Annotated in this window: 17 protein-coding genes; 3 read left to right on the top strand and 14 right to left on the bottom strand. The window is 59.5% G+C overall.

Annotated elements, in window-relative coordinates; all coding sequences use genetic code 11:
- From Q0M35_RS02480 to rmuC, 3 genes are all read left to right on the top strand, one after another.
- On the top strand, positions 1–713 hold a 713-nt coding region (locus Q0M35_RS02480), incomplete at its 5' end, for a urate hydroxylase PuuD (RefSeq protein ID WP_295311841.1).
- An 83-nt stretch (positions 714–796) separates the two neighbouring features.
- A complete protein-coding gene (gene mutL / locus Q0M35_RS02475) occupies positions 797–2,632 on the top strand; it encodes a DNA mismatch repair endonuclease MutL (RefSeq protein ID WP_295311839.1) in 1,836 nt (611 codons plus the stop codon).
- Positions 2,629–3,864: a DNA recombination protein RmuC gene (gene rmuC, locus Q0M35_RS02470; RefSeq protein ID WP_295311837.1), complete on the top strand. Its 1,236-nt coding sequence runs from the start codon at positions 2,629–2,631 to the stop codon at positions 3,862–3,864. Before mutL ends, rmuC begins: the two co-directional genes overlap by 4 nt.
- Before the next feature lie 55 nt (positions 3,865–3,919).
- Here the strand turns inward: rmuC and uxuA are convergent, their stop codons facing one another.
- The 14 genes from uxuA to Q0M35_RS02400 all read right to left on the bottom strand — a co-directional run bounded on the left by uxuA (position 3,920) and on the right by Q0M35_RS02400 (position 18,873).
- Positions 3,920–5,101: a mannonate dehydratase gene (gene uxuA / locus Q0M35_RS02465; protein ID WP_295311835.1), complete on the bottom strand. Its 1,182-nt coding sequence runs from the start codon at positions 5,099–5,101 to the stop codon at positions 3,920–3,922.
- Positions 5,098–6,150 (bottom strand): Gfo/Idh/MocA family oxidoreductase, encoded by a 1,053-nt coding sequence (locus tag Q0M35_RS02460; protein WP_295311833.1) that lies wholly within the window; start codon positions 6,148–6,150, stop codon positions 5,098–5,100. The genes uxuA and Q0M35_RS02460 overlap by 4 nt, the downstream gene beginning before the upstream one ends.
- Positions 6,147–7,154 carry a Gfo/Idh/MocA family oxidoreductase gene (locus Q0M35_RS02455; protein WP_295311831.1) on the bottom strand — a complete coding sequence of 336 codons (1,008 nt, stop codon included), beginning with the start codon at positions 7,152–7,154 and terminating at the stop codon, positions 6,147–6,149. Before Q0M35_RS02455 ends, Q0M35_RS02460 begins: the two co-directional genes overlap by 4 nt.
- Complete coding sequence (locus Q0M35_RS02450) at positions 7,151–8,188, bottom strand: Gfo/Idh/MocA family oxidoreductase (protein ID WP_295311829.1); 1,038 nt, start codon at positions 8,186–8,188, stop codon at positions 7,151–7,153. Before Q0M35_RS02450 ends, Q0M35_RS02455 begins: the two co-directional genes overlap by 4 nt.
- Entirely contained in the window at positions 8,185–9,072 is an 888-nt protein-coding gene (locus Q0M35_RS02445) for a sugar kinase (protein WP_295311827.1), read from the bottom strand. The genes Q0M35_RS02450 and Q0M35_RS02445 overlap by 4 nt, the downstream gene beginning before the upstream one ends.
- Positions 9,069–9,950 (bottom strand): DMT family transporter, encoded by an 882-nt coding sequence (locus Q0M35_RS02440; protein ID WP_295311825.1) that lies wholly within the window; start codon positions 9,948–9,950, stop codon positions 9,069–9,071. Before Q0M35_RS02440 ends, Q0M35_RS02445 begins: the two co-directional genes overlap by 4 nt.
- Complete coding sequence (locus tag Q0M35_RS02435) at positions 9,951–10,838, bottom strand: NAD(P)-dependent oxidoreductase (protein ID WP_295311824.1); 888 nt, start codon at positions 10,836–10,838, stop codon at positions 9,951–9,953.
- Positions 10,839–10,850: 12 nt separating this feature from the next.
- Positions 10,851–11,735, bottom strand: coding sequence for a phytanoyl-CoA dioxygenase family protein (locus Q0M35_RS02430; protein WP_295311822.1), 885 nt, complete (start codon positions 11,733–11,735; stop codon positions 10,851–10,853).
- Positions 11,728–12,741 carry a Gfo/Idh/MocA family oxidoreductase gene (locus tag Q0M35_RS02425; RefSeq protein WP_295311820.1) on the bottom strand — a complete coding sequence of 338 codons (1,014 nt, stop codon included), beginning with the start codon at positions 12,739–12,741 and terminating at the stop codon, positions 11,728–11,730. The genes Q0M35_RS02430 and Q0M35_RS02425 overlap by 8 nt, the downstream gene beginning before the upstream one ends.
- Positions 12,738–14,246, bottom strand: coding sequence for an altronate dehydratase family protein (locus tag Q0M35_RS02420; RefSeq protein WP_295311818.1), 1,509 nt, complete (start codon positions 14,244–14,246; stop codon positions 12,738–12,740). The genes Q0M35_RS02425 and Q0M35_RS02420 overlap by 4 nt, the downstream gene beginning before the upstream one ends.
- A 10-nt stretch (positions 14,247–14,256) precedes the next feature.
- Positions 14,257–15,207: a phytanoyl-CoA dioxygenase family protein gene (locus Q0M35_RS02415; protein ID WP_295311816.1), complete on the bottom strand. Its 951-nt coding sequence runs from the start codon at positions 15,205–15,207 to the stop codon at positions 14,257–14,259.
- A 13-nt stretch (positions 15,208–15,220) separates the two neighbouring features.
- Positions 15,221–16,846, bottom strand: coding sequence for a TRAP transporter large permease subunit (locus Q0M35_RS02410; RefSeq protein WP_295311814.1), 1,626 nt, complete (start codon positions 16,844–16,846; stop codon positions 15,221–15,223).
- Entirely contained in the window at positions 16,846–17,751 is a 906-nt protein-coding gene (locus tag Q0M35_RS02405) for a TRAP transporter small permease (protein ID WP_295311812.1), read from the bottom strand. Before Q0M35_RS02405 ends, Q0M35_RS02410 begins: the two co-directional genes overlap by 1 nt.
- Positions 17,752–17,850: 99 nt before the next feature.
- Positions 17,851–18,873, bottom strand: coding sequence for a TRAP transporter substrate-binding protein (locus tag Q0M35_RS02400; protein ID WP_295311810.1), 1,023 nt, complete (start codon positions 18,871–18,873; stop codon positions 17,851–17,853).
- Positions 18,874–19,043: the final 170 nt, after the last annotated feature.

Raw genomic sequence — 19,043 nt, 5'->3', positions numbered from 1 at the left:
TCACCGGGCGCGCGGCCATGCTGCATCTGGGGGCTTTTACGGCCACCATCATGAGCGCCAATGTTTTTATGGTGATCATCCCGAACCAGAAAATCGTGGTCGATGATCTGATCAACGGGCGGACCCCGGATGCGAAATACGGCAAGATCGCCAAGCAGCGCAGCACGCATAACAACTATCTGACACTGCCGGTGATCTTTCTGATGCTCAGCAATCATTATCCGCTGGCTTTTGCCACCGGTAACACGTGGATCATCGCCAGCCTTGTGTTCCTGATGGGTGTTACAATCCGGCATTATTTCAATTCGATGCACGCGCGTCAGGGCAACCCACACTGGACCTGGGCTGTGACTGCGCTGATTTTTATTGTGATTATGTGGCTATCGGTGGCGCCGATGCATGGGCTTGATGAGCCAGAAGAGGCCACCGGGCCTGCGTTGCGCTTTGCACAGGCCGAAGGGTTTGAGGATGTGCATGATATCGTTCTGGGACGGTGCTCGATGTGCCACGCAGCAGAACCGGTCTGGGAAGGGCTGCTCTGGCCACCCGGTGGCGTGCGTCTTGAGACGGAAGATCAGATCGCGCGGCAGGCCCGCGACATCTATCTGCAGGCGGGTCTCAGCCACGCGATGCCCCCTGCAAATCTCTCTTTTATAACCAGCGAGGAACGAGCACAGATCGTCGCATGGTATCATGCCGCAACCGGCGGATAGGGCGCGGGCGCGGGACGACACAGATCACGTTTCTGCAGAATTCAGGTTCCAGAATCGCAGTATGCCATGCTAAGTATAGCGGTATGCTCACAGCTAACCCCAACATAAGCGACTTTCGCCCGGTAATTCGCCAGCTTGATGAAAGCGCGGTAAACCGGATCGCTGCGGGTGAAGTTGTCGAACGCCCGGCGTCCGCTGTCAAAGAACTCGTCGAAAACGCAATCGACGCCGGGGCCCGCAATATCACTGTCGAATATGCGGACGGCGGCAAGACGCTGGTACGTGTTCAGGACGATGGCTGTGGCATGACGGCGGAAGATCTGCCGCTGGCGCTTACGCGCCACGCTACCTCCAAAATCGACGGATCCGACCTGTTGAATATCCATACCTTTGGTTTTCGCGGTGAGGCTTTGCCTTCTCTGGGTGCCGTTGGCCGGCTGACGATATCAAGCCGGACGCCGGGCGGCGAGGGGATTGAATTATCGGTGTCCGGCGGGCGGACCTCGCCGGTAAAACCGGCAGCCCGGAACACGGGCACGACTGTCACGCTGCGCGACCTCTTTTACGCAACACCGGCGCGGCTCAAGTTTCTGCGCACAGACCGCGCTGAGGCGAAGGCGATCACTGATGTTATTAAACGTCTGGCGATGGCCGAGCCCTTCATCCGTTTTGTGCTGCGCGAAGTGTCAGGTGACAGCAAAGGCCGCGAAACGTTTGAGGCACCGGCGGAGCAGGGAGATCTTTTTGACGCGCTGCATGGTCGCCTCACCAGGGTTCTGGGGCGGGAGTTTGCTGAAAACGCGCTGCCCGTTGACGCGCAGCGCGAAGGGTTGCACCTTACGGGATTTGCCGCGCTGCCGACCTATTCTCGGGGGTCGGCTGTTGCGCAGTATCTTTTTGTCAACGGTCGCCCGGTGCGCGATAAGCTGCTGATCGGGGCTTTGCGCGGTGCTTATTCGGATTTCCTGAGCCGCGACCGTCATCCGGCTGCTGCACTTTTCATCGAATGTCCGCCCGAACAGGTCGATGTCAACGTACACCCGGCCAAATCAGAGGTGCGGTTCCGCGACCCGGGGCTCGCGCGCGGGCTCATCGTCTCCGCGCTGCGCCATGCGCTTGCTGAGGCAGGACACCGGGCCTCGACCACCGTTTCCGGTGCCACCCTCGGGGCTATGACACCAGAAACTGCGGGCGCACGGGTGTATCAGATGGACCGTCCCGGTGCGCTGGTGCGCGGCGCGTCCTATGCGGCTCAGACCCCTCAGTTTTCGGAAACATCGGCACCATGGGGCCGTGTTGAGACCGGCCCGGACACCGCTCCCGACCAACCGGCGCAGGATTTTCCGCTCGGCACGGCCCGCGGCCAGGTGCACGAAAACTACATCGTAGCGCAAACCGCTAAAGGGATGGTTATTGTTGATCAGCACGCAGCCCATGAACGGCTGGTCTATGAAAAACTCAAAGCGCAGATGGCCGAAAACGGCGTCGCTTCTCAGGCTTTGCTGATCCCGGAAATCGTCGAGCTGTCAGCCGGCGACTGTGCGCGACTGCTTGATGCAACCGAAGATCTGGCAGGGCTTGGTCTGGTGATTGAACCCTTCGGAGGTGACGCGGTTGCGGTGCGCGAAACGCCGGCCGTTCTGGGTGAGGTCAACGCGCGCGCCATGGTGCTTGATATCCTTGATGAACTGGCCGATCAGAACTGGTCAGATACCCTGCGCTCACGAATAGAAGCGATCCTGAGCCGCGTTGCCTGTCACGGGTCGATCCGGTCAGGACGCCGGATGCGCGCAGAGGAGATGAACGCGCTGCTGCGCGAGATGGAAGCTACTCCGCATTCAGGCCAGTGCAATCATGGCAGACCCACCTATGTCGAGCTGAAGCTGTCCGACATAGAGCGTCTTTTCGGCCGCACATGATCGAGTTCGGAGGCCAGACTTATCTGCTCAGCGATCCGCTGGTGATGGCGGTACTGGCGGGCAGTGCGGTTTTATTGCTGATCGTGATCCTGCTCATCATGGCGGTGCGGGCCGCAGGCAGATCCGCACAGTTCGCGGCACCGCTTGCACAGCAAATCGGGATGCTGGGCCAGAACGTGCAGCAGCTTGGCGCCGGACAGGAGCAGTTGCGCGGCGGATTACAGACCGTATCCGACACGCAGGCCAACGCACAGGCGCACGTCATCCAGACCGTCGAGTCGCGTCTTGCCTCGGTGCAGCAACAGATGCAGGACCGGCTGGCGGATAACGCCATGCGATCGCAGCGCGCTATGACAGAGATGCAGGAGCGGATGAAAGAGACGCTGAACGGCTCTTCAAAACAGACGAACACCTCTCTTACGCAGTTGCAGGAACGGCTTGCCGTGATCGACAAGGCGCAGGACAATATCACCCGCCTGTCCGGCGACGTTCTGAGCCTTCAGGACATCCTGAGCAATAAGCAGACGCGGGGAGCTTTCGGGGAGATCCAGCTTAATGATATCGTATCAAAAGCGCTGCCGCGCGACAGTTATTCGTTGCAGGCGACGCTCAGCAACGGCAAGCGCGCGGACTGTCTGATCCACCTGCCCAATCCTCCCGGGCCTATTGTTATCGATAGTAAATTTCCACTTGAAGCCTATGAAGCGTTGCGCCGGGCAGAGACGGAGTATGACCTGAGTGAAGCAGCAAAGATGCTGCGGAACTCGGTGCGCAAGCACATCACCGACATTTCACAGCGCTATATTATCGAGGGGGAAACCGCTGACGGGGCGCTGATGTTTCTGCCGTCAGAAGCGGTCTATGCGGAACTGCACGCAAATTTTCCCGAGCTGGTTCGGGCAGGGTTTGATGCGCGGGTCTGGATCGTTTCTCCGACCACCTGCATGGCCACGCTGAACACCATGCGCGCCATCCTGAAAGACGCCCGGATGCGCGAACAGACGGGCGCTATCCGCAAAACGCTGAAACTGCTGCACCGCGACGTTGAGCTTGTTGTCGAACGGGTCGGGAAGCTCGACATGCACTTCCGGCAGGCGCGCGATGACCTTGACGGGATCGGCACAGCGGCCGAGCGCGCGGGCAAGCGGGCGATGCGCCTCGACAATTTTGATTTCGAAGAACTCAGCGCGGAAGAAGAAGTTGCGGTGCCGCTCAGCCCTTCGAAACCCTGACGGAAGCATAGATGCCCGAAAGGTGAAAAGGATACGCCAGCGTATTGAATCCCGGTCAGGCCAGTGCCCGAATCACGCCCCGCAGCTCAGCCAGACCCCGCATCCGGCCGATCAGCGGATAGCCCGGCGCGCTTTCCCTTTCCCGATCCGTGAGCAGTTCCTGCCCGTGGTCCGGGCGCATCGGGATCTGACTGTCGGCGCGCCCGGCGGTCGCCCGGCGTTTTTCTTCATCGAGAAGAGCGCGAATGACGGCGACCATGTCGGTGTCTCCGTCCAGATGCGCGGCCTCGAAAAAGTCGGGTCGCTCCGGATCGGGGCCGGGCAACCTTTGCGTGTTGCGCAGGTGAGCAAAATGAATTTTTGAGCCGAGCCTTGTGATGAAATCAACCGGGTCAAACCCGGGCGCCACACCAAGTGACCCGGTGCAAAACGTCGCGCCGCTCGATGGCATATCAACTGCATCCAGAACGCGCGCGTAGTCTGCTGTGGATGACATGACCCTGGGCAAACCGAGCAACGGAAACGGCGGGTCATCGGGATGGCAGCATAACCTGATCCCGAGTTGACCTGCATGTGTGGCCACTTCTCCCAGGAAGTCGATCAGGTTACTGCGCAAACGGTCGGGAGTGATGGCCCGGTAAGTATCCAGCCGAGCTTTCACATCCTCTAACGTCCACGTGTCGTTGGCACCCGGTAACCCCGCGATGATTGTCTGGCGTAACGTTGCCCGTTCTTCATCCGGCATCGTTTTAAACCGGGTCCGCGCCGCTTCCTGCAAGGCGGCATCATAATCTTCCGTGGCAGCCGGGCGGCGTAAAATGAAGAGATCGAAAACCGCAAAATCCAGCAGCGAGAAACGCATCGCGGTGCCGCCATGAGGTTGGGGTTCACGCAGCACGGTACGCGTCCAGTCGAGGATCGGCATGAAATTATAGCAAACAGTGGTGATGCCTTCTCTGGCGAGATTGGTCAGGCTGGTTCTGTAATGCTGAATATCTTCAGAAAAATCTTTTCCACCTGTCTTGATGGTCTCAGAAACCGGCAGGCTTTCGACAACGTCCCAGGCAAAGCCCGCAGCCTCCAGCGTCTGCCGCCTTGTCCGGATGTCTTCGCGATTCCACACGTAACCTGGCGGGATGTGGTGCAGTGCAGTGACGATACCTTCGACACCCGCCTGATGAAGATCACCAAGGCGAATCTGATCGTCCGGCCCGAACCAGCGCCAGCATTGTTTCATGGCTGCCATCCTTTGAACATCGGGTGTGTGCTTAAAAGGGGCAGATTAACATACGAACGCGTACTGGCAGCGCTGTAAATTGCAGTTACAAGCTCAATAGACGCGATCCCGTCCTCGAGAGTTACCGCAGCGCCGTGAATGCCCCGCAGCGCCTGTGCGACCCCGGTCAGAAAACCCACAAACCCTGCCGGTCCGGGCTGTGTTGAGGAAACGACCCTGTCGACGGCTTCCTGCCTTGCGGGAACGCGCGCCTTGAAGGTCCATGTGCCTGTTCCGGGCGCATAGGGTTCGGTGCCGGATGTGGCCGTCAGATGCTCAAACACCAGCCTGATCCGGCTTTCATTGGTTGCGGCGCCAAGGGTTATACTGCTCGAAGCCATTGCGCCATTCTGCATTTCAAAGCTGATGGTGGCACAGTCTTCTGTCTCGATATCGTTAACGCGCGTTGTCATCATCGCAGCAACACGCGCAACCGGGCCCATGAAATGTGTGAGCAGATCATGGTTGTGAATAGCATGGCCGAGCACTGCGCCACCCTGTTCTCCGGCCCAGGTGCCGCGCCAGGGGACTGCGTAATAGTCAGCGCACCGTGACCAGTGGGTCTCGACAGATGCGACCTGTGGCTGTCCGGCAAGACCTTCTCCGATCAACTGTCGTAACTGGTCGAATGCGGGACCCCAGCGGTACTGGAAAACGGGAAAAACTCTTTTACCACTGGCCTTTGCAGCCTGCGCAATGCGATGCGCGCCCTCAAGAGATGTCGCCAGAGGCTTTTCGCAAATCACGTGTTTACCGGATTCCAGCGCTTGCAGGCAGACCGGCACGTGCAGATGCGGGGGCAGGCATATGTCGATCAGGTCAACATCCGGATCGTTCAGAGCGGTTGCAATATCCTCCACCACGGAAAAGGAATCGTCCTGACGCAGTTCTTCGGCACGTGCGGTGTTCTGATCAACGATCATCGCAACCTCATACTGCCCTGGCAACAGCCGGTAGGCGAGAAGGTGCTCGCGCCCGATGCCTGCCCCAAGGATCGCTACGCGGATCATCGTCTTCTGCCCTCGGCCATTTCCTGCGCTTTAAGTGCAAGTTCCATTACAGCAAAGCAGTGCGTCTGTCGCATCGCTGTTTCTGTACGGTTGCGTATGTCATTTGCAAGGCGCCCGAAGTAAGGTAACCCGGCATTGCGCGCATCAATCTTCTCGCAGCGTGATCCGTTGACGAGAATGAGATGATCGGAACCGGGTGCTCCCCCGACATCCACGTATTTGCGCAGCTCGATGTAGCCATCTGTCCCGAGAATGGTCAAACGACCGTCACCCCAGGTTGGCAATGCATCGGGTGTGTACCAGTCAACGCGGATGTATCCCGTACCTTTTTCGCTGCGCAGCGAAACCTCGCCGAAATCCTGAAGCCCGGGATCCTGCTGGTTTGCGTAATTAGCTGTAAAGGCGTGACAAATTTCAGCTGTTTCTGACCCGGTAAAATGCAAAAACTGATCGATCTGATGCGAAGCGATGTCGGTCAGTATTCCGCCATACCGGTCGCGCTGAAAGAACCAGCCGGGCCTGGTGTCACGGTTCAGGCGGTGGGGGCCAAGACCCGTGGTGTGAACCACTTTGCCGATGACGCCGGACGCCACAAGCTCATCGGCCATTGTGACGGCGGGCACCTCAAAGCGTTCTGAGAAATTCACCGACCAGATGCGCCCGGTCTCAGCCACGCAGGTCCTTATCTCATCAAGTTGCGACAAAGTAGTGCATCCCGGTTTATCGGTCATGATATCCATACGCTTGCGCATGGCCTGCACTGCCAGTGCCGCTCTGTCAGCAGGGATTGCAGAGATCAGAGCAAGATCGGCACCGCTGTCCAGGGCCTGCTCAAGAGACGCAAAGCGTGTCACGTCCGGAAAGCGTGCCTCAAATCCTGCAAGTGTCCCCGGCGTGCCGTCCGTCCAGTATCCGAGACAGCGCGCTCCGGTTTTCAGCATATTCTCTGTCATGCCGTAGATATGGCGGTGGTCGAGCCCGAGGGCGATGAATGCAAGCGTCATACCCTGCTCACTTTCGTGCGGGCGCCGCTTTTTGCTGCGCGCTCCATGGCGTCGATCACCGCATGCGCCATCAGAGCGCTTTTGCCGGTGGCCAGCGGCTGTATGTTTTGCTGCAGCGCACGGGCGAAATCCTCCAGAACAGACTGGTGCCAGGCATGTGTAAACTCCATCGGGTCCGCGCCGCCACCGGTGCCGCCTGCTGCTGCACCAATGGTTTCGGTGCGCCCGTCTTTGTGCTGCAGGGTCAGCACCCCTGATGCAAGATGCGCCGCGGCTTTCGTTCCCTGAAGTGTGATGCTTTCTGAGGCTCCCGGATATGCCGCCGTTGTGGCCGTCAGACTACCGACCGCGCCGCTTTGAAGTTCAAACAGTGCTCCGGCCCAGTCTTCTGCTTCAAGCTGGTGAAGGGGCGTCCGATGCATGGCTGCCTGCAGCGAGGTCACAGGGCCCAGCAACCACAGCATCAGATCAAGTGTATGAATAGCCTGGCTGATCATCACGCCGCCGCCGTCACGGTCATATGTGCCCCGCCCCGGCACATCATAGTAAGACTGATCGCGCCACCATGGCACGCGCAGATCTGCCGTGGCGATCCTGCCCAGGATACCGGCGTCGATTGCTTCTTTCAGGTGCAACGAGACGGGGCGCGCCCGGTGCTGAAACATAATGCCCAGAGGAAGACCGGCACGGTCGAAGAGGTTGACGATGTCCCGGGCGGCCTCCAGGCTGCGCTCTACAGGTTTCTCCATCAGGATGGGGCGGGCATTTCCGGCGAGAGCCCGGACAAGCTCCTTCCGCGCATCAGGTGGTGTCGCTACAATGGCGAAATCCGCATCTGCTGCCGCGAAGGACCGAACGTCCGGAAAGACGCCGACTTCATAGCCCAAAACCTTCTTTGCTTTTTGCGAGAAAGCGTCGGCGCGCGCCGGGTCCCGACCCAGAACACCTGAAAGAGTGAGGCGCGGCCTGGCATCGCGGATCGCCGGCAGATAAGTTCCGGCCACCATCCCAAGCCCTGCCAGCACGACCTTCACGGCGCATCCTCCGGGATGATGGCACCGGGGTACTGCACCACCTTTGCCGCGCAGGTGTGGCCTGCCATCAGAGCGCCGGCCTGATCCGCGCCGGTCAACAGAGCCGCCAGATAGCCGCCGTTGAAGCTGTCTCCGGCAGCAGTCGTATCAATGACTTTCGGCGCCGGAGCATAGGTCTGGTCGATGGCCTCTCCGAGGCTCAGCGGCCCGCCGGCACCGCGTTTCAGCGCACCTGTGAGGCTCAGCGCTTTAAAGCGGACTGCCACCTCGTCCGCGCTCTGATCAAAAAGCGCCATCTCGTCATCAAGCGATGGCAGCCCTATGTCGGCACGTGCCCAGAGCATGGAATTCACCGCCCGCGCGGTCGCCGGGTTTTCCCACAGGCGGGGCCGGTAATTGCTGTCATAGGCAAATTTCACATCCGACTGCACAAGCCAGTCGAGCAGGGAAAGCCGGACCTTGTGGGGCAGGATCGCCATGCTGATGCCGGACAAATACACCAGATCATAACCTTCAAGCGCCGAAAAATCCGGCTCCTGCCCGTACTGAAACATCTCACGGGCCGCAGAACTGCTGCGCCAGTAGGTAAAGGACCGTTCGCCCTCATCCGACGTCGTTATGGCGTAAAGCCCGGGAGAGCGGCCGGGCAGGGTTGTGATGCCGCCGGTCCCGATACCCTGATCCGCGATGAAATGACGGATGCGGTCGGAGAAGGGATCATCGCCAAGGCAGGTGATGTAATCAACTTCGCACTGTGGTGCCGCACGCCTGAGATAGATCGCCGTGTTCAGGGTGTCACCGGCTACACCCAGCGTCGCAGCAGTCTCGCTCTTAACGGACAGCTCGATCATAGCCTCACCGGCGCAGGCGATACGCAGGGTCATCGTTGTTCTCTTTTCCAGATGATCAGGCCCGAACCCACAATCACCAGTGCACCGACGATGGTCCAGACTTCGGGAGGATGATCAAACACGAGCCAGCTCAGCGCGGCGATGTAGATCATGAAGGAATAGGTGTAAGGCATCAGGGTATTTGCTGTCCCGAAGCGATGCGCACTCGTGAGTAGTTGATGCCCGCTCCAGCCGCCGGCACCCATCGAAAAGAGCAGCACCCAGCCGGAAAGGTTTTCGGGCGAGACCCAGACCCAGACCGCAAGCGGCAAAAGCAGCACCGTTCCGAGCGCGCCCATGATGAACTGCATCGTTTCGGTCGCCACGAGCCCGGCCAGACGACGGGTCATCAGCGAATAGAGTGCCAGTGCGGTCGCATTATACACCGGCAGGATCATGGCAGGGTGAAACGCCTCTCCGAACGGACGGATGACGATCAGAACGCCGGCAAAGCCCATAACAATCGCGCCCCACCGCCAGGGGCCGATCTGTTCTTTCAGCACGGTCAGTGACAGAAAACACACGATGATCGGGCTGGAGAACATGATTGCTGAGATAACCGTCAGCGGCAGAAAGTTCAGCGAGTAAAAGTTGCACATCGTGGCCGAGATCAGCAGCAGGGCGCGAAACATCACCTGACCCAGATAGGGCGTGCTGAGCCTGTCACGCGACAACCCGCCCGAGATTGCGATCACCAGCGAAATCGCAAAGTGCCCGGCATAGCGCATAAACGCCAGCTGGAACGCCGGGATGCCCGCGAGCACAAGCCATTTGGCCGAAGTATCCACCAGCGCAAAGAAGAACCAGGCGGCGAGCATCATCAGGATGCCCAGCTGCGGTCGGTCCTCGATTGCGCCGGCGGAAATGGCCATTTACCTGCCGAATTTTGCCGAGAAGTAATCGATCTGTTCGGCGACCAGCGTATCGCCGCGGCCTTCCTCAACAGCGCCGTTCAGAGCGGCAAGCGCGCATTTCGACATGATGCTGTCGACGCCTGCGTCTTTGGCCATCTGAGTGTAATAGCCAACGTCCTTTGCTGCGTTTTTCACTGCAAAAGCAAGCATCTGTGCGTTCCCGTCGACGCCATAGGCTTTGACGAAATCCATCATTCCGGAGGCCAGTGGCCCTGCGGACATTACATTGTAAAGCTGTTCGCGGTCCACGCCCGCCACGTCTGCCATGGCGAAGGCCTCGGACATGGCGTTGGCGGTGGTCATGGCGAAAAAGTTGTTGATCAGTTTGATGGTGTGCCCGGCCCCTGACGCGCCGAGGTGGAAGACGTTTTCACCCAGGTCATTCAGAACCGGAGTGATGCTGTCAAAGGCGGCCTTGTCGCCGGCACCCATGATATTGAGTTGTCCGTCTTTGGCATGGCTGGGGGTGCGCCCGAGCGGCCCGTCAAGGTACTGCCCACCCGCTGCTGCAACTTTTTCCGCCAGCATCCGTGTGGAGCCTGGCAGAGAGGTGCCGAAGTCGATCACAACAGTGCCGGGTTTCATGCCTGCGATGACGCCTTCCTCACCCAGCATGCGCGATTCCACCTGCTCGGAGGTGCCCATACAGAGCATGACAATCTCCGAGGCTTCTGCCACCGCTTTTGCGTTCGAAGCTTCTGTGGCACCGCGGTCGACGGCCTGATCCACATATGTGCGATCGCGGTTGCCGAGGACCGTGACTTCATAGCCTTTGTCCTGCAGGCGGCCGACCATTGCGCCGCCCATCAGCCCCAGGCCGATGAATCCGATTGTTGGTTTTGTCATGAAAAATTCCTCTCAGATGGTGTCAAAGGCACGTTTTTTCATGCCTTTCTGGATTTCGTAAATGGAGATAGGGACATCAGGTTGTGGCTGCGGGATGCGCACGGGGATGTCTTTGAGCCGCGGGTTCAGCGTGGGTTCACCGCACAGCATACGGGTGTTGTAATCGGCAATGCCATCCCATTTAGTCATGGATCCCATGATGGGGAAGGCGTCAGCCGCCATCATTTCGTAAAAGAGAATACGCCGTGCGCGGTCGGATCTGTTGAGCGCCGAGCCGTGCACGATCCGCCCGTGATGAATGCTGACCGAGCCCGCCGGCCCGGTCAGTTGTACCGCATCACCGGAGTTCAGACCGTTCTCCTCAGGCAGCATGGCACCGGCGAAAACACCGTCCACATGGTGATCGAAAACCGGCCCTTTATGGCTGCCCGGATAGACCATCAGCGGGCCGTTCTCCGGCGCCATATCGTCGAGGATCACGCCGATGGCGAGGATGTCGTCGTTGGTGTGCGGATAGAAAGCATAATCCTGATGCCATTCGACAGCTGCCCCGTATCCTGCTGATTTCATGTTGAGCTTTGTTGTGTGCAGGCGCAGATCCGGGCCGATCAGATCGCGGGCAGGGGCGAGGATGAGATCGGAATACATCAACTCGCGCATCACATCAGAGATAGTGTGCGGCAGTTTGATCCGGCGCAGGCGGGGGTTTTGCTGAGAGTGGCTGTCTTCGAGATCGAGGCGGTCGTTTGAGGTGGTCATGCCGGCGGCCTCCTCCTCAAACCGGGCAATCTCGGTGTAGATCCTGTTCAGCCATTCAGGCGGGATCCGGTTTTCCAGCACGAGATATCCGTGCTCCTGATAGTCAGCGATCTGCTGCAATGTCAGGGTTTCAGCCATAGCGTTTTTCTCCCCGGGCGGATGGTGCAAGCTGCGCTTCGATGCCAAGGGCAACGGCAAGTGTCCGGCTGGCATCAGCTACACCGATCAGCGGGGGCACATGGCCTTCCATCACGTCGACAAAATGGTCCAGCTGCCGGTCGAGCGGCACGCTGGCGTCATCAGGATCGCTCAGATCGCTGGCAATGGCCGGGTGCGACCAGTCGTCGCCGCGCCAGCTGGTCATCGACGGGAAACTTACCGCCCCCCTGGTTCCGGTAATCCACATCATGTCCTGATCCGTTGTGCCGATGTTGGGGTTCTCGCCGGTGCCGGCCTCAAACCCCCATGGGCTGGGCGCGGTGTCAGCAAAGCTGATGGTGCCGGTCGCACCGCTCTCAAAGGCCAGCGCCACAGCGCCGCTTTCGATGCGGTCGGTACCACGCAGACTGCGCCCGGGCAGCGCGACGGTGGCGGAAATTTCCCCCAACAGATGCCGCAGAATGTCGATGTCGTGCACGATATTGATCATCACAGGGCTGCCGCCCGCTGTGCGCCAGTTGCCGGCAAAATAATCATCCGGTTTGCGCATCGCCCAGATCAGCGTGGCAGTGACGGGCCTGCCGATCATGTCTTCGGCGATCAGCCGGCGCAGACGGGCAATGCTGCGATGATAGCGGCGGTGGTGGCCCACCAGCGCGTGCACGCCGGCCTTTGTCACCGCAGCCTGCAGCAGTTCGGCACCGGCGACGTCACCGGCCACCGGCTTTTCGATCAGCATATGCCAGCCGCGCGATGCGGCATAGCATCCGTGGATCGCATGAAGGTGCGTGGGCGTGGCGATAATCACCCCGTCCACATCGTCCGGCACCTCCGACATATCCGCAAACCCCGGCGTGTCCCCGCCGCTCAGGCGTGCGGGGTCAGGATCGACCAGACCCGCAAGCGTGCAGCGCGGATGCGCCCGGACCGCCGCCAGATGGCGCGCGCCGATCAGGCCGCCTCCGACAACGACGATCCGTTTCACATGACTGCTCCGATCTGCCAGGGTACGAACTCGTAGTCTCCGAGGCCCTGAGCTTCGGATTTGCTGGCCTCGCCCGAAGCCACGCGCAGAAACAGATCATAGATCTCGCGACCCTTTTCCTCGACACTCACGCCTTCGGTCAGGATGGTGCCGGCATCGACGTCCATATCCTCGGACATACGTTTTGCCATGGCGGAATTGGTCGCGACCTTGATGGTCGGGCTGGGTTTTGAGCCAAAGGCTGAGCCGCGCCCGGTGGTAAAACACACCAGATTACAGCCCCCCGCGATCTGACCCGTGACCGAAGCCGGGTCATAGCCGGGGCTGTCCATAAAGGTGAACCCGCGCGCCGTGACGGGTTCTGCGTATTTGTAAACGCCGGTCAGGGGCGAGGTGCCGCCCTTGGCCGCCGCTCCGAGCGATTTTTCAAGTATCGTGGTCAGCCCGCCCTTTTTGTTGCCGGGCGAGGGGTTATTATCCATCGAGCCCTTGTTGCGCGCGGTGTAATCTTCCCACCAGCGGATGAGACCGATCAGGCGCTCGCCTGTCGCCCGGTCGACCGCGCGCCGGGTCAGCAGATGTTCCGCGCCATAGATCTCGGGCGTTTCGGCAAGGACACCGGTGCCCCCCTGTGCGGTCAGCAGGTCGCAGGCATATCCAAGCGCCGGATTGGCGGTGATCCCGGACCAGGCATCCGAGCCGCCGCATTGCAGGGCGACTTTCAGTTCTGACGCCGGGCAGGGCGTGCGTGTCGCCTGATTGGCAAGCGGCAGCATAGCTTCGATCTTTTCGATGCCCGCCTCAATGGTGCGGCGCAGACCCGCGACTGACTGAATATTCATGACCTGAAAGGTCGGGCCTTGTTTCAGACCGTATGCTTCGAGCAGCCAGTCGATCTGGTTCATTTCGCACCCGAGGCCCACCATCAATACGCCGGCATGGTTGGGATGGCGGGCGTAGCCCCACATCACCCGTTGCAGCGCCTCGAACCCGTCACCATCGCCGGCCATGCCACAGCCGGTGCCGTGGACGAAAGCCACAACGCCATCGACATTCGGAAAGTCAGCAAGCAACTCCGGTGTAAAGTGCGCCGCGATCTGACGGGCGGCCGTGGCCGAGCAGTTCACCGAGGTGACGATGGCGATGTAGTTGCGCGTGCCGACCGCGCCGTTTTCACGACGGTAGCCCATAAAGGTGTCGCGCTGATCTTCCGGCACCGGCGTCACGGCGCGCAGATCGGTTGAGAATTCATACTCAGCTTCAGTGTTGCGAAACTCGACGTTCTGGGTGTGCACATGATCTCCCGCCGCAATATCCCCGGCCGCATAGCCGATGATCTGTGCATATTTGCGCACCGCTTCGCCGGCGGCGATGTCGCGGGTGGCGATCTTGTGACCCGAGGGGATGAGGGTGCGGGTCGTGGTGTCTTCTACGGCAACGCCGGCTTCCAGCGCGCGGGTTGCTGTCACGACGTTGTCGGACTTATCAAGGCGGACGGTGTCCATCAGGTCTCCTTTACGCGCAGAAAGGCGCGTCGCTTTGCCAGCGGTGGATCGGGATATGCGGCTCCTTTGACAGGGCCGCACGTGCATCTTCCCACATAACCCGCCACCTGCGCCAGTCCGTAAGCATGGTTTCGGGGGCTGCAGCGCTGCGCGCGATAAATTCCGGGAAGTGCGCGCGCCCGGTCGGCTGGCCGGTCACGTTGTAGCGCAGATCGAACGACCAGCGGAACCCGTCCGTAAGGTTGACCCGCGATGCATGGGGCGTCAGCGGATGAAAGAGCACGACCCCGCCTGCCGGTACGGGCAGCGGCACGGCGGCGGTCTCATCGATTAAATCATCGGCGATGGCAGTCTGCACTTTGGGGCAGTGCGGCAGCATTTTGTCAGCGGCTTTTGGAATGACCTGCAGACATCCGTTCTCCAGAGTGGCATCGGTCATGGCGATCCAGACAGTGATCATGTCGGTCTGATCTGCTTCAGCGTGACCGACACCGCGATCCTGATGCCAGTCGGTGGCGGTGATATGAGCGCGGATCTCGTCACCCTTCAGCCTGCGTGCGGGCGGTTTGATGCGAACATGCTGGATCGGATTGGAGGTGATCTCCGGGCCGATCAGACTTTGCACAATATCGAGGATTTCTTCACAGCGCAGCAGATCGAAAACCGCAGGCCCGAAGTGCATCGGCGTGTCGGGTGTGATCTCGTCGCCCGGCAGGCTGATGTCCATCGGCTGAAACCAGTCGCAGCCGGCGTCATATCCGACCTGGAGTTTGTCCCAGAAACTTTCAAGGCGGTCCGGATGAGTGGTGATCCGTCCCTCTGCATGCCAGCGGGCGCAGAGCTGATCGAGAATTCCCTCGTATTCTTCCTTTACAGCATCCCGGGTGACCAGGGGCACCACATCCGGGACAACCAGATACCCGTCAGTTCTGAAGGATTGAATCTGATCATGCGTGAGCATCTCGTCCTCCTGATCACGGAAGCAGCAGCGTAACAATCGGTGGCCAGATCAGCAGAACAGAGAGCGCGCAGAGCTGGATTCCGATAAACGGCAGGAAGCCTTTGAAAATATCGGTCAGGCTGATGTGCGGCGGTGCGACTGATTTGAGATAAAAGGCGGCAGGGCCGAAGGGCGGGCTGAGAAAGCTGACCTGCATGTTCATACAGAACACGACGCCAAACCAGATCGCCACGTGACGCGGGTTGAGTTCACCGAACACGCCGATTTCCTCGATCGGCAGACGCTGCACGATCGGCAGAAACACCGGGATGATCAGCAGAACAATGCCGACCCAGTCCATGAACGCGCCCATAAAGAGCAGGATGACCATCATCGCGAGGATAATCCCCATGGTCGGCAGATCGGAGCCCACTATGAAATCCGCGACATAAACAGGGCCGCCGGCGATGGTGTAGGCACCGGAGAGCGCTGCGGCACCGATGGTCACCCAGATAATTGTGCCGGTGGATTTCAGCGTGCGCATCAGGCTGTCCCAGACCAGATCAAAGGAGCCTTCGCCACGCAGAATGGCGATGACCAGCACGGCGAGCGCGCCCATGCCGGCGGCTTCTGTGATACCGGTGATCCCGCCGTAGATTGACCCCATGACCACGCCGATGACGACGATGGGTGGGACGAGCCCTTTGCCCATATTCCATCCGGTGGCTGTGGTTTTGCGCCCCAGCACAGCGAACATCATGATAAAGGCCACAATGACCGCGCCGCCGAACCATGGCAGATAATCCGCTGTGCCATACGCAATATCAGCGCCGGTATTACCTGCATTCTGTCCGGCCAGTTCAAAGAAAAGCGCGCGCAGAAAGAGTACCGTGGAGAACCCCGCGACAAGCACCGACAGGAAAGCCACAAAGAGCTTCAGCTTTTCAATGCCCACCGGTTCGCCTTTGACGGGGTCTGGCAGGGGCGCGTCTTCGGGGCGCATCTGGGTGCGGATGATGATGTAGATGATGATGAAGCTCGCGAGCATGAAGCCCGGAAGGAAGGACGCGGTAAAGAGCGCCTTGATAGATGTTTCAGTGATAAGCCCGTAGATGATCAGCACGATCGAGGGCGGGATCATTGTGCCAAGGCTGCCGGAGGCGCAGATCGTCCCGATGGCGAGGTTCTGGTTGTATCCGAGGCGCAGCATCTGTGGCAGCGCGATCAGGCCGAGCAGAACAACCTCGCCGCCGATGATGCCTGACATCGCAGCCATGATCACCGCCATGATGGAGGTCACGATGGCAATGCCACCGCGCGTGCGGTTCAGCCAGATGTTCAGCGAGGAATACATGTCCTTGGCAATGCCCGACCGTTCGAGCAGAGCGGCCATGAAGATAAAGAGCGGAATGGATATGAGCACGTAATCGGTCAGTAACCCGTATATCTTCTGGGCCAGAATGTTCAGAGGCCCGGATCCGGGTCTGCCGGTCAGGATTCCGTCGCCGAAGGACAGCGGGTTCATCAGAAGTGCCGGTTCAAACTTCATCACCAGCACGAGAACCGCGAGGATTGCCGAGGCAAATCCGAGCGGCATGCCGATGGCAAGAAGCAGCACAAGGCCCAGCATGAGGACCATCGAAATTGTTCCGATATCCATCAGCTTTTCCTCGGTGTGTTGGATTGTATTGACCCGCGTGTGACGTCGAGATCGCCCGTGCCGTCAGCTCCGACAGCGGCTCTGAGACGGTCGAGTTCGTCCTGATCAATGTCATCGGCGGCGGTATGGATCACCGGCTCTGCGTTCCAGTCGGAGACGAGGTTGACGATGGCCTGAAAGGCCACAAGCACCATCACGAGCAGAACCATCGGTTTGAGCGTCGCCGGGATCGGCGGATCAAAAGCGGTGCCGAATGTTTCCCAGCGGTAAAACTTGTCGAAGGCCTCGCCGTATCCGCCGTACACGAGGAAAAAGGCAAAGGTCACGATGAGCGTGGTCGAGATGATGTCGCAGACCCTCTGCAGCCATCGGGGCATCATGTCATAAAGCAGAAAGATGCGGATGTGGCTGCGCTGCTGCATGGCGTAAAGGCCGGCACACAGAAACACGAAACCCGCCAGCCAGAGCGACAGTTCGTTGGCCCAGAGCGTCGGTGCCTCGAAGACATAGCGCAGGATCACTTCGTAGATCATCACCGAGCAGAGCAGCACGATCAGCATCATGGTCAGGCGTCCGATGAAAACAGCGAGCCTGTCGAGCGGCTTCCAGCTTTCAAATTCCATAGGGGCGCGGCGCACGGTTCTGACACCTATGATTCCGAAAACCGGCAACAAGAGCAGTGCCGCCCAATCCATCGCATCCGCGTAACCGCCGAAGAGGCCCGTCATGCCGTCCGTCACATCGACACGTGCGAAAAGCGCACTCAGTTTATCATATTGGGAAGGATCTTCAGGCGGGAACCACGAGAGGGTAAAGGCAGGAAGATGCCAGGTCAGCCAGCCGGCGCAAAGAATAAAGGCCAGCGGGACAAGCCACTCGACCAGGCTTCCGGATTTTTCTTCCATGATGTCCCCCCGGACGCTTTGGCAGATTAATTTTATGTGTCCCGGCCAGAGACAAAAAGACCCCGCCTATGGGCAGGCGGGGTCCGTTTTCAGGTCAGTTTACTGCTTGAGGCCAAGCTGCTCGAGATAGGCAAGGTGGCTTTCTACCAGGGCCTTGGCTTCGGGCGTGTCGGCGAACTCCGGCCATGTGGCCTGAGCCGCGGCACGGAACTTCGCCAGTTCTTCAGGGGCCCACTGCGACAGAGTTACGCCCTGCTCACGCAGTGTTGCGGCAGCTTCGGCGTTCTTTTTCTCGAACGTCAGGGCCGTGCGCAGCGCCAGGGCTTCCATCGCAACCTTCATGATCTTCTGGTGGTGCGCAGGCATCGCGTCGAACACGGCCTTGTTGCACGCCAGGTGGTCAGACGGCATTGAGTGGAAGCCGGGGAAGTTGGCATATTTCACGATGTCATAGAGACCCAGGCCCACGTTGTTTGCGAGGCCGGATGCATCGGCACCATCGATGATGCCTGTTTCCAGAGCGGTGAAGATCTCGGTGAAGTCCATCACGATCGGCGAGGCGCCGAGCTTTTCAAAAATCTTCGTTTCCATGCCGGGGGGCGAACGGAATTTCCAGTCTTTGAAGTCTTCGACCTTGGCGATCGGCTTGGAAGAGGCAAAGCTTTCCTGGCCGTAGACCCACCAGCCGATCAGCTCCATGCCGTATTTGTTATAAAGCGGTGCTGCCGCTTCACGGCCACCGCCGTAATAGAGCCAGCTCAGCTGCTGATAGGGCGTGTCGTAGCCGCCCATGATGTCGCCCACAAACTGGAACGCGGAGTTTTTGCCGGTCTGGTAACCACCGCCGGTCATGTCACAGTCAAGAATGCCCGTGGATGCGGCGTCAAATGTCTCAACCGATTTCACAACGGAAGATGAATAGAACATCTCGACGTTGATCTCGCCGTTTGACATATCCTGGACGTCTTCCACGTACTGAGCGGCCAGCTTGCCGGACACCGTCTCGGGTGCATAGTGTGTCTGAATACGCAGGTTTGTTGTGTCGGCCGACGCGGTAAATGCGGTCGAAGCAGCGAGAGCTGCCACAGCGGCGACGGACGCCGCCCTTTTCATCATTGTCATGTTGTCCTCCCAGACGTTAAGCGCGCTGTTTTCCCGGGGTTCTGAGCCCCGCTTCTGATTACGCTAACAAAACGTTAGGCTGAGCCGGGTGCACGCGCAAGAAAATATTTTATTTCCGCATAATTTTGATATTTTATTTGAATTTCGAAAATTTCGCCGTAACCCTGAGG

It is taken from the genome of Roseobacter sp. (assembly GCF_024639605.1).
Lineage (GTDB): Bacteria > Pseudomonadota > Alphaproteobacteria > Rhodobacterales > Rhodobacteraceae > Roseobacter.
This window is presented reverse-complemented; position numbering and strand designations above follow the sequence as displayed.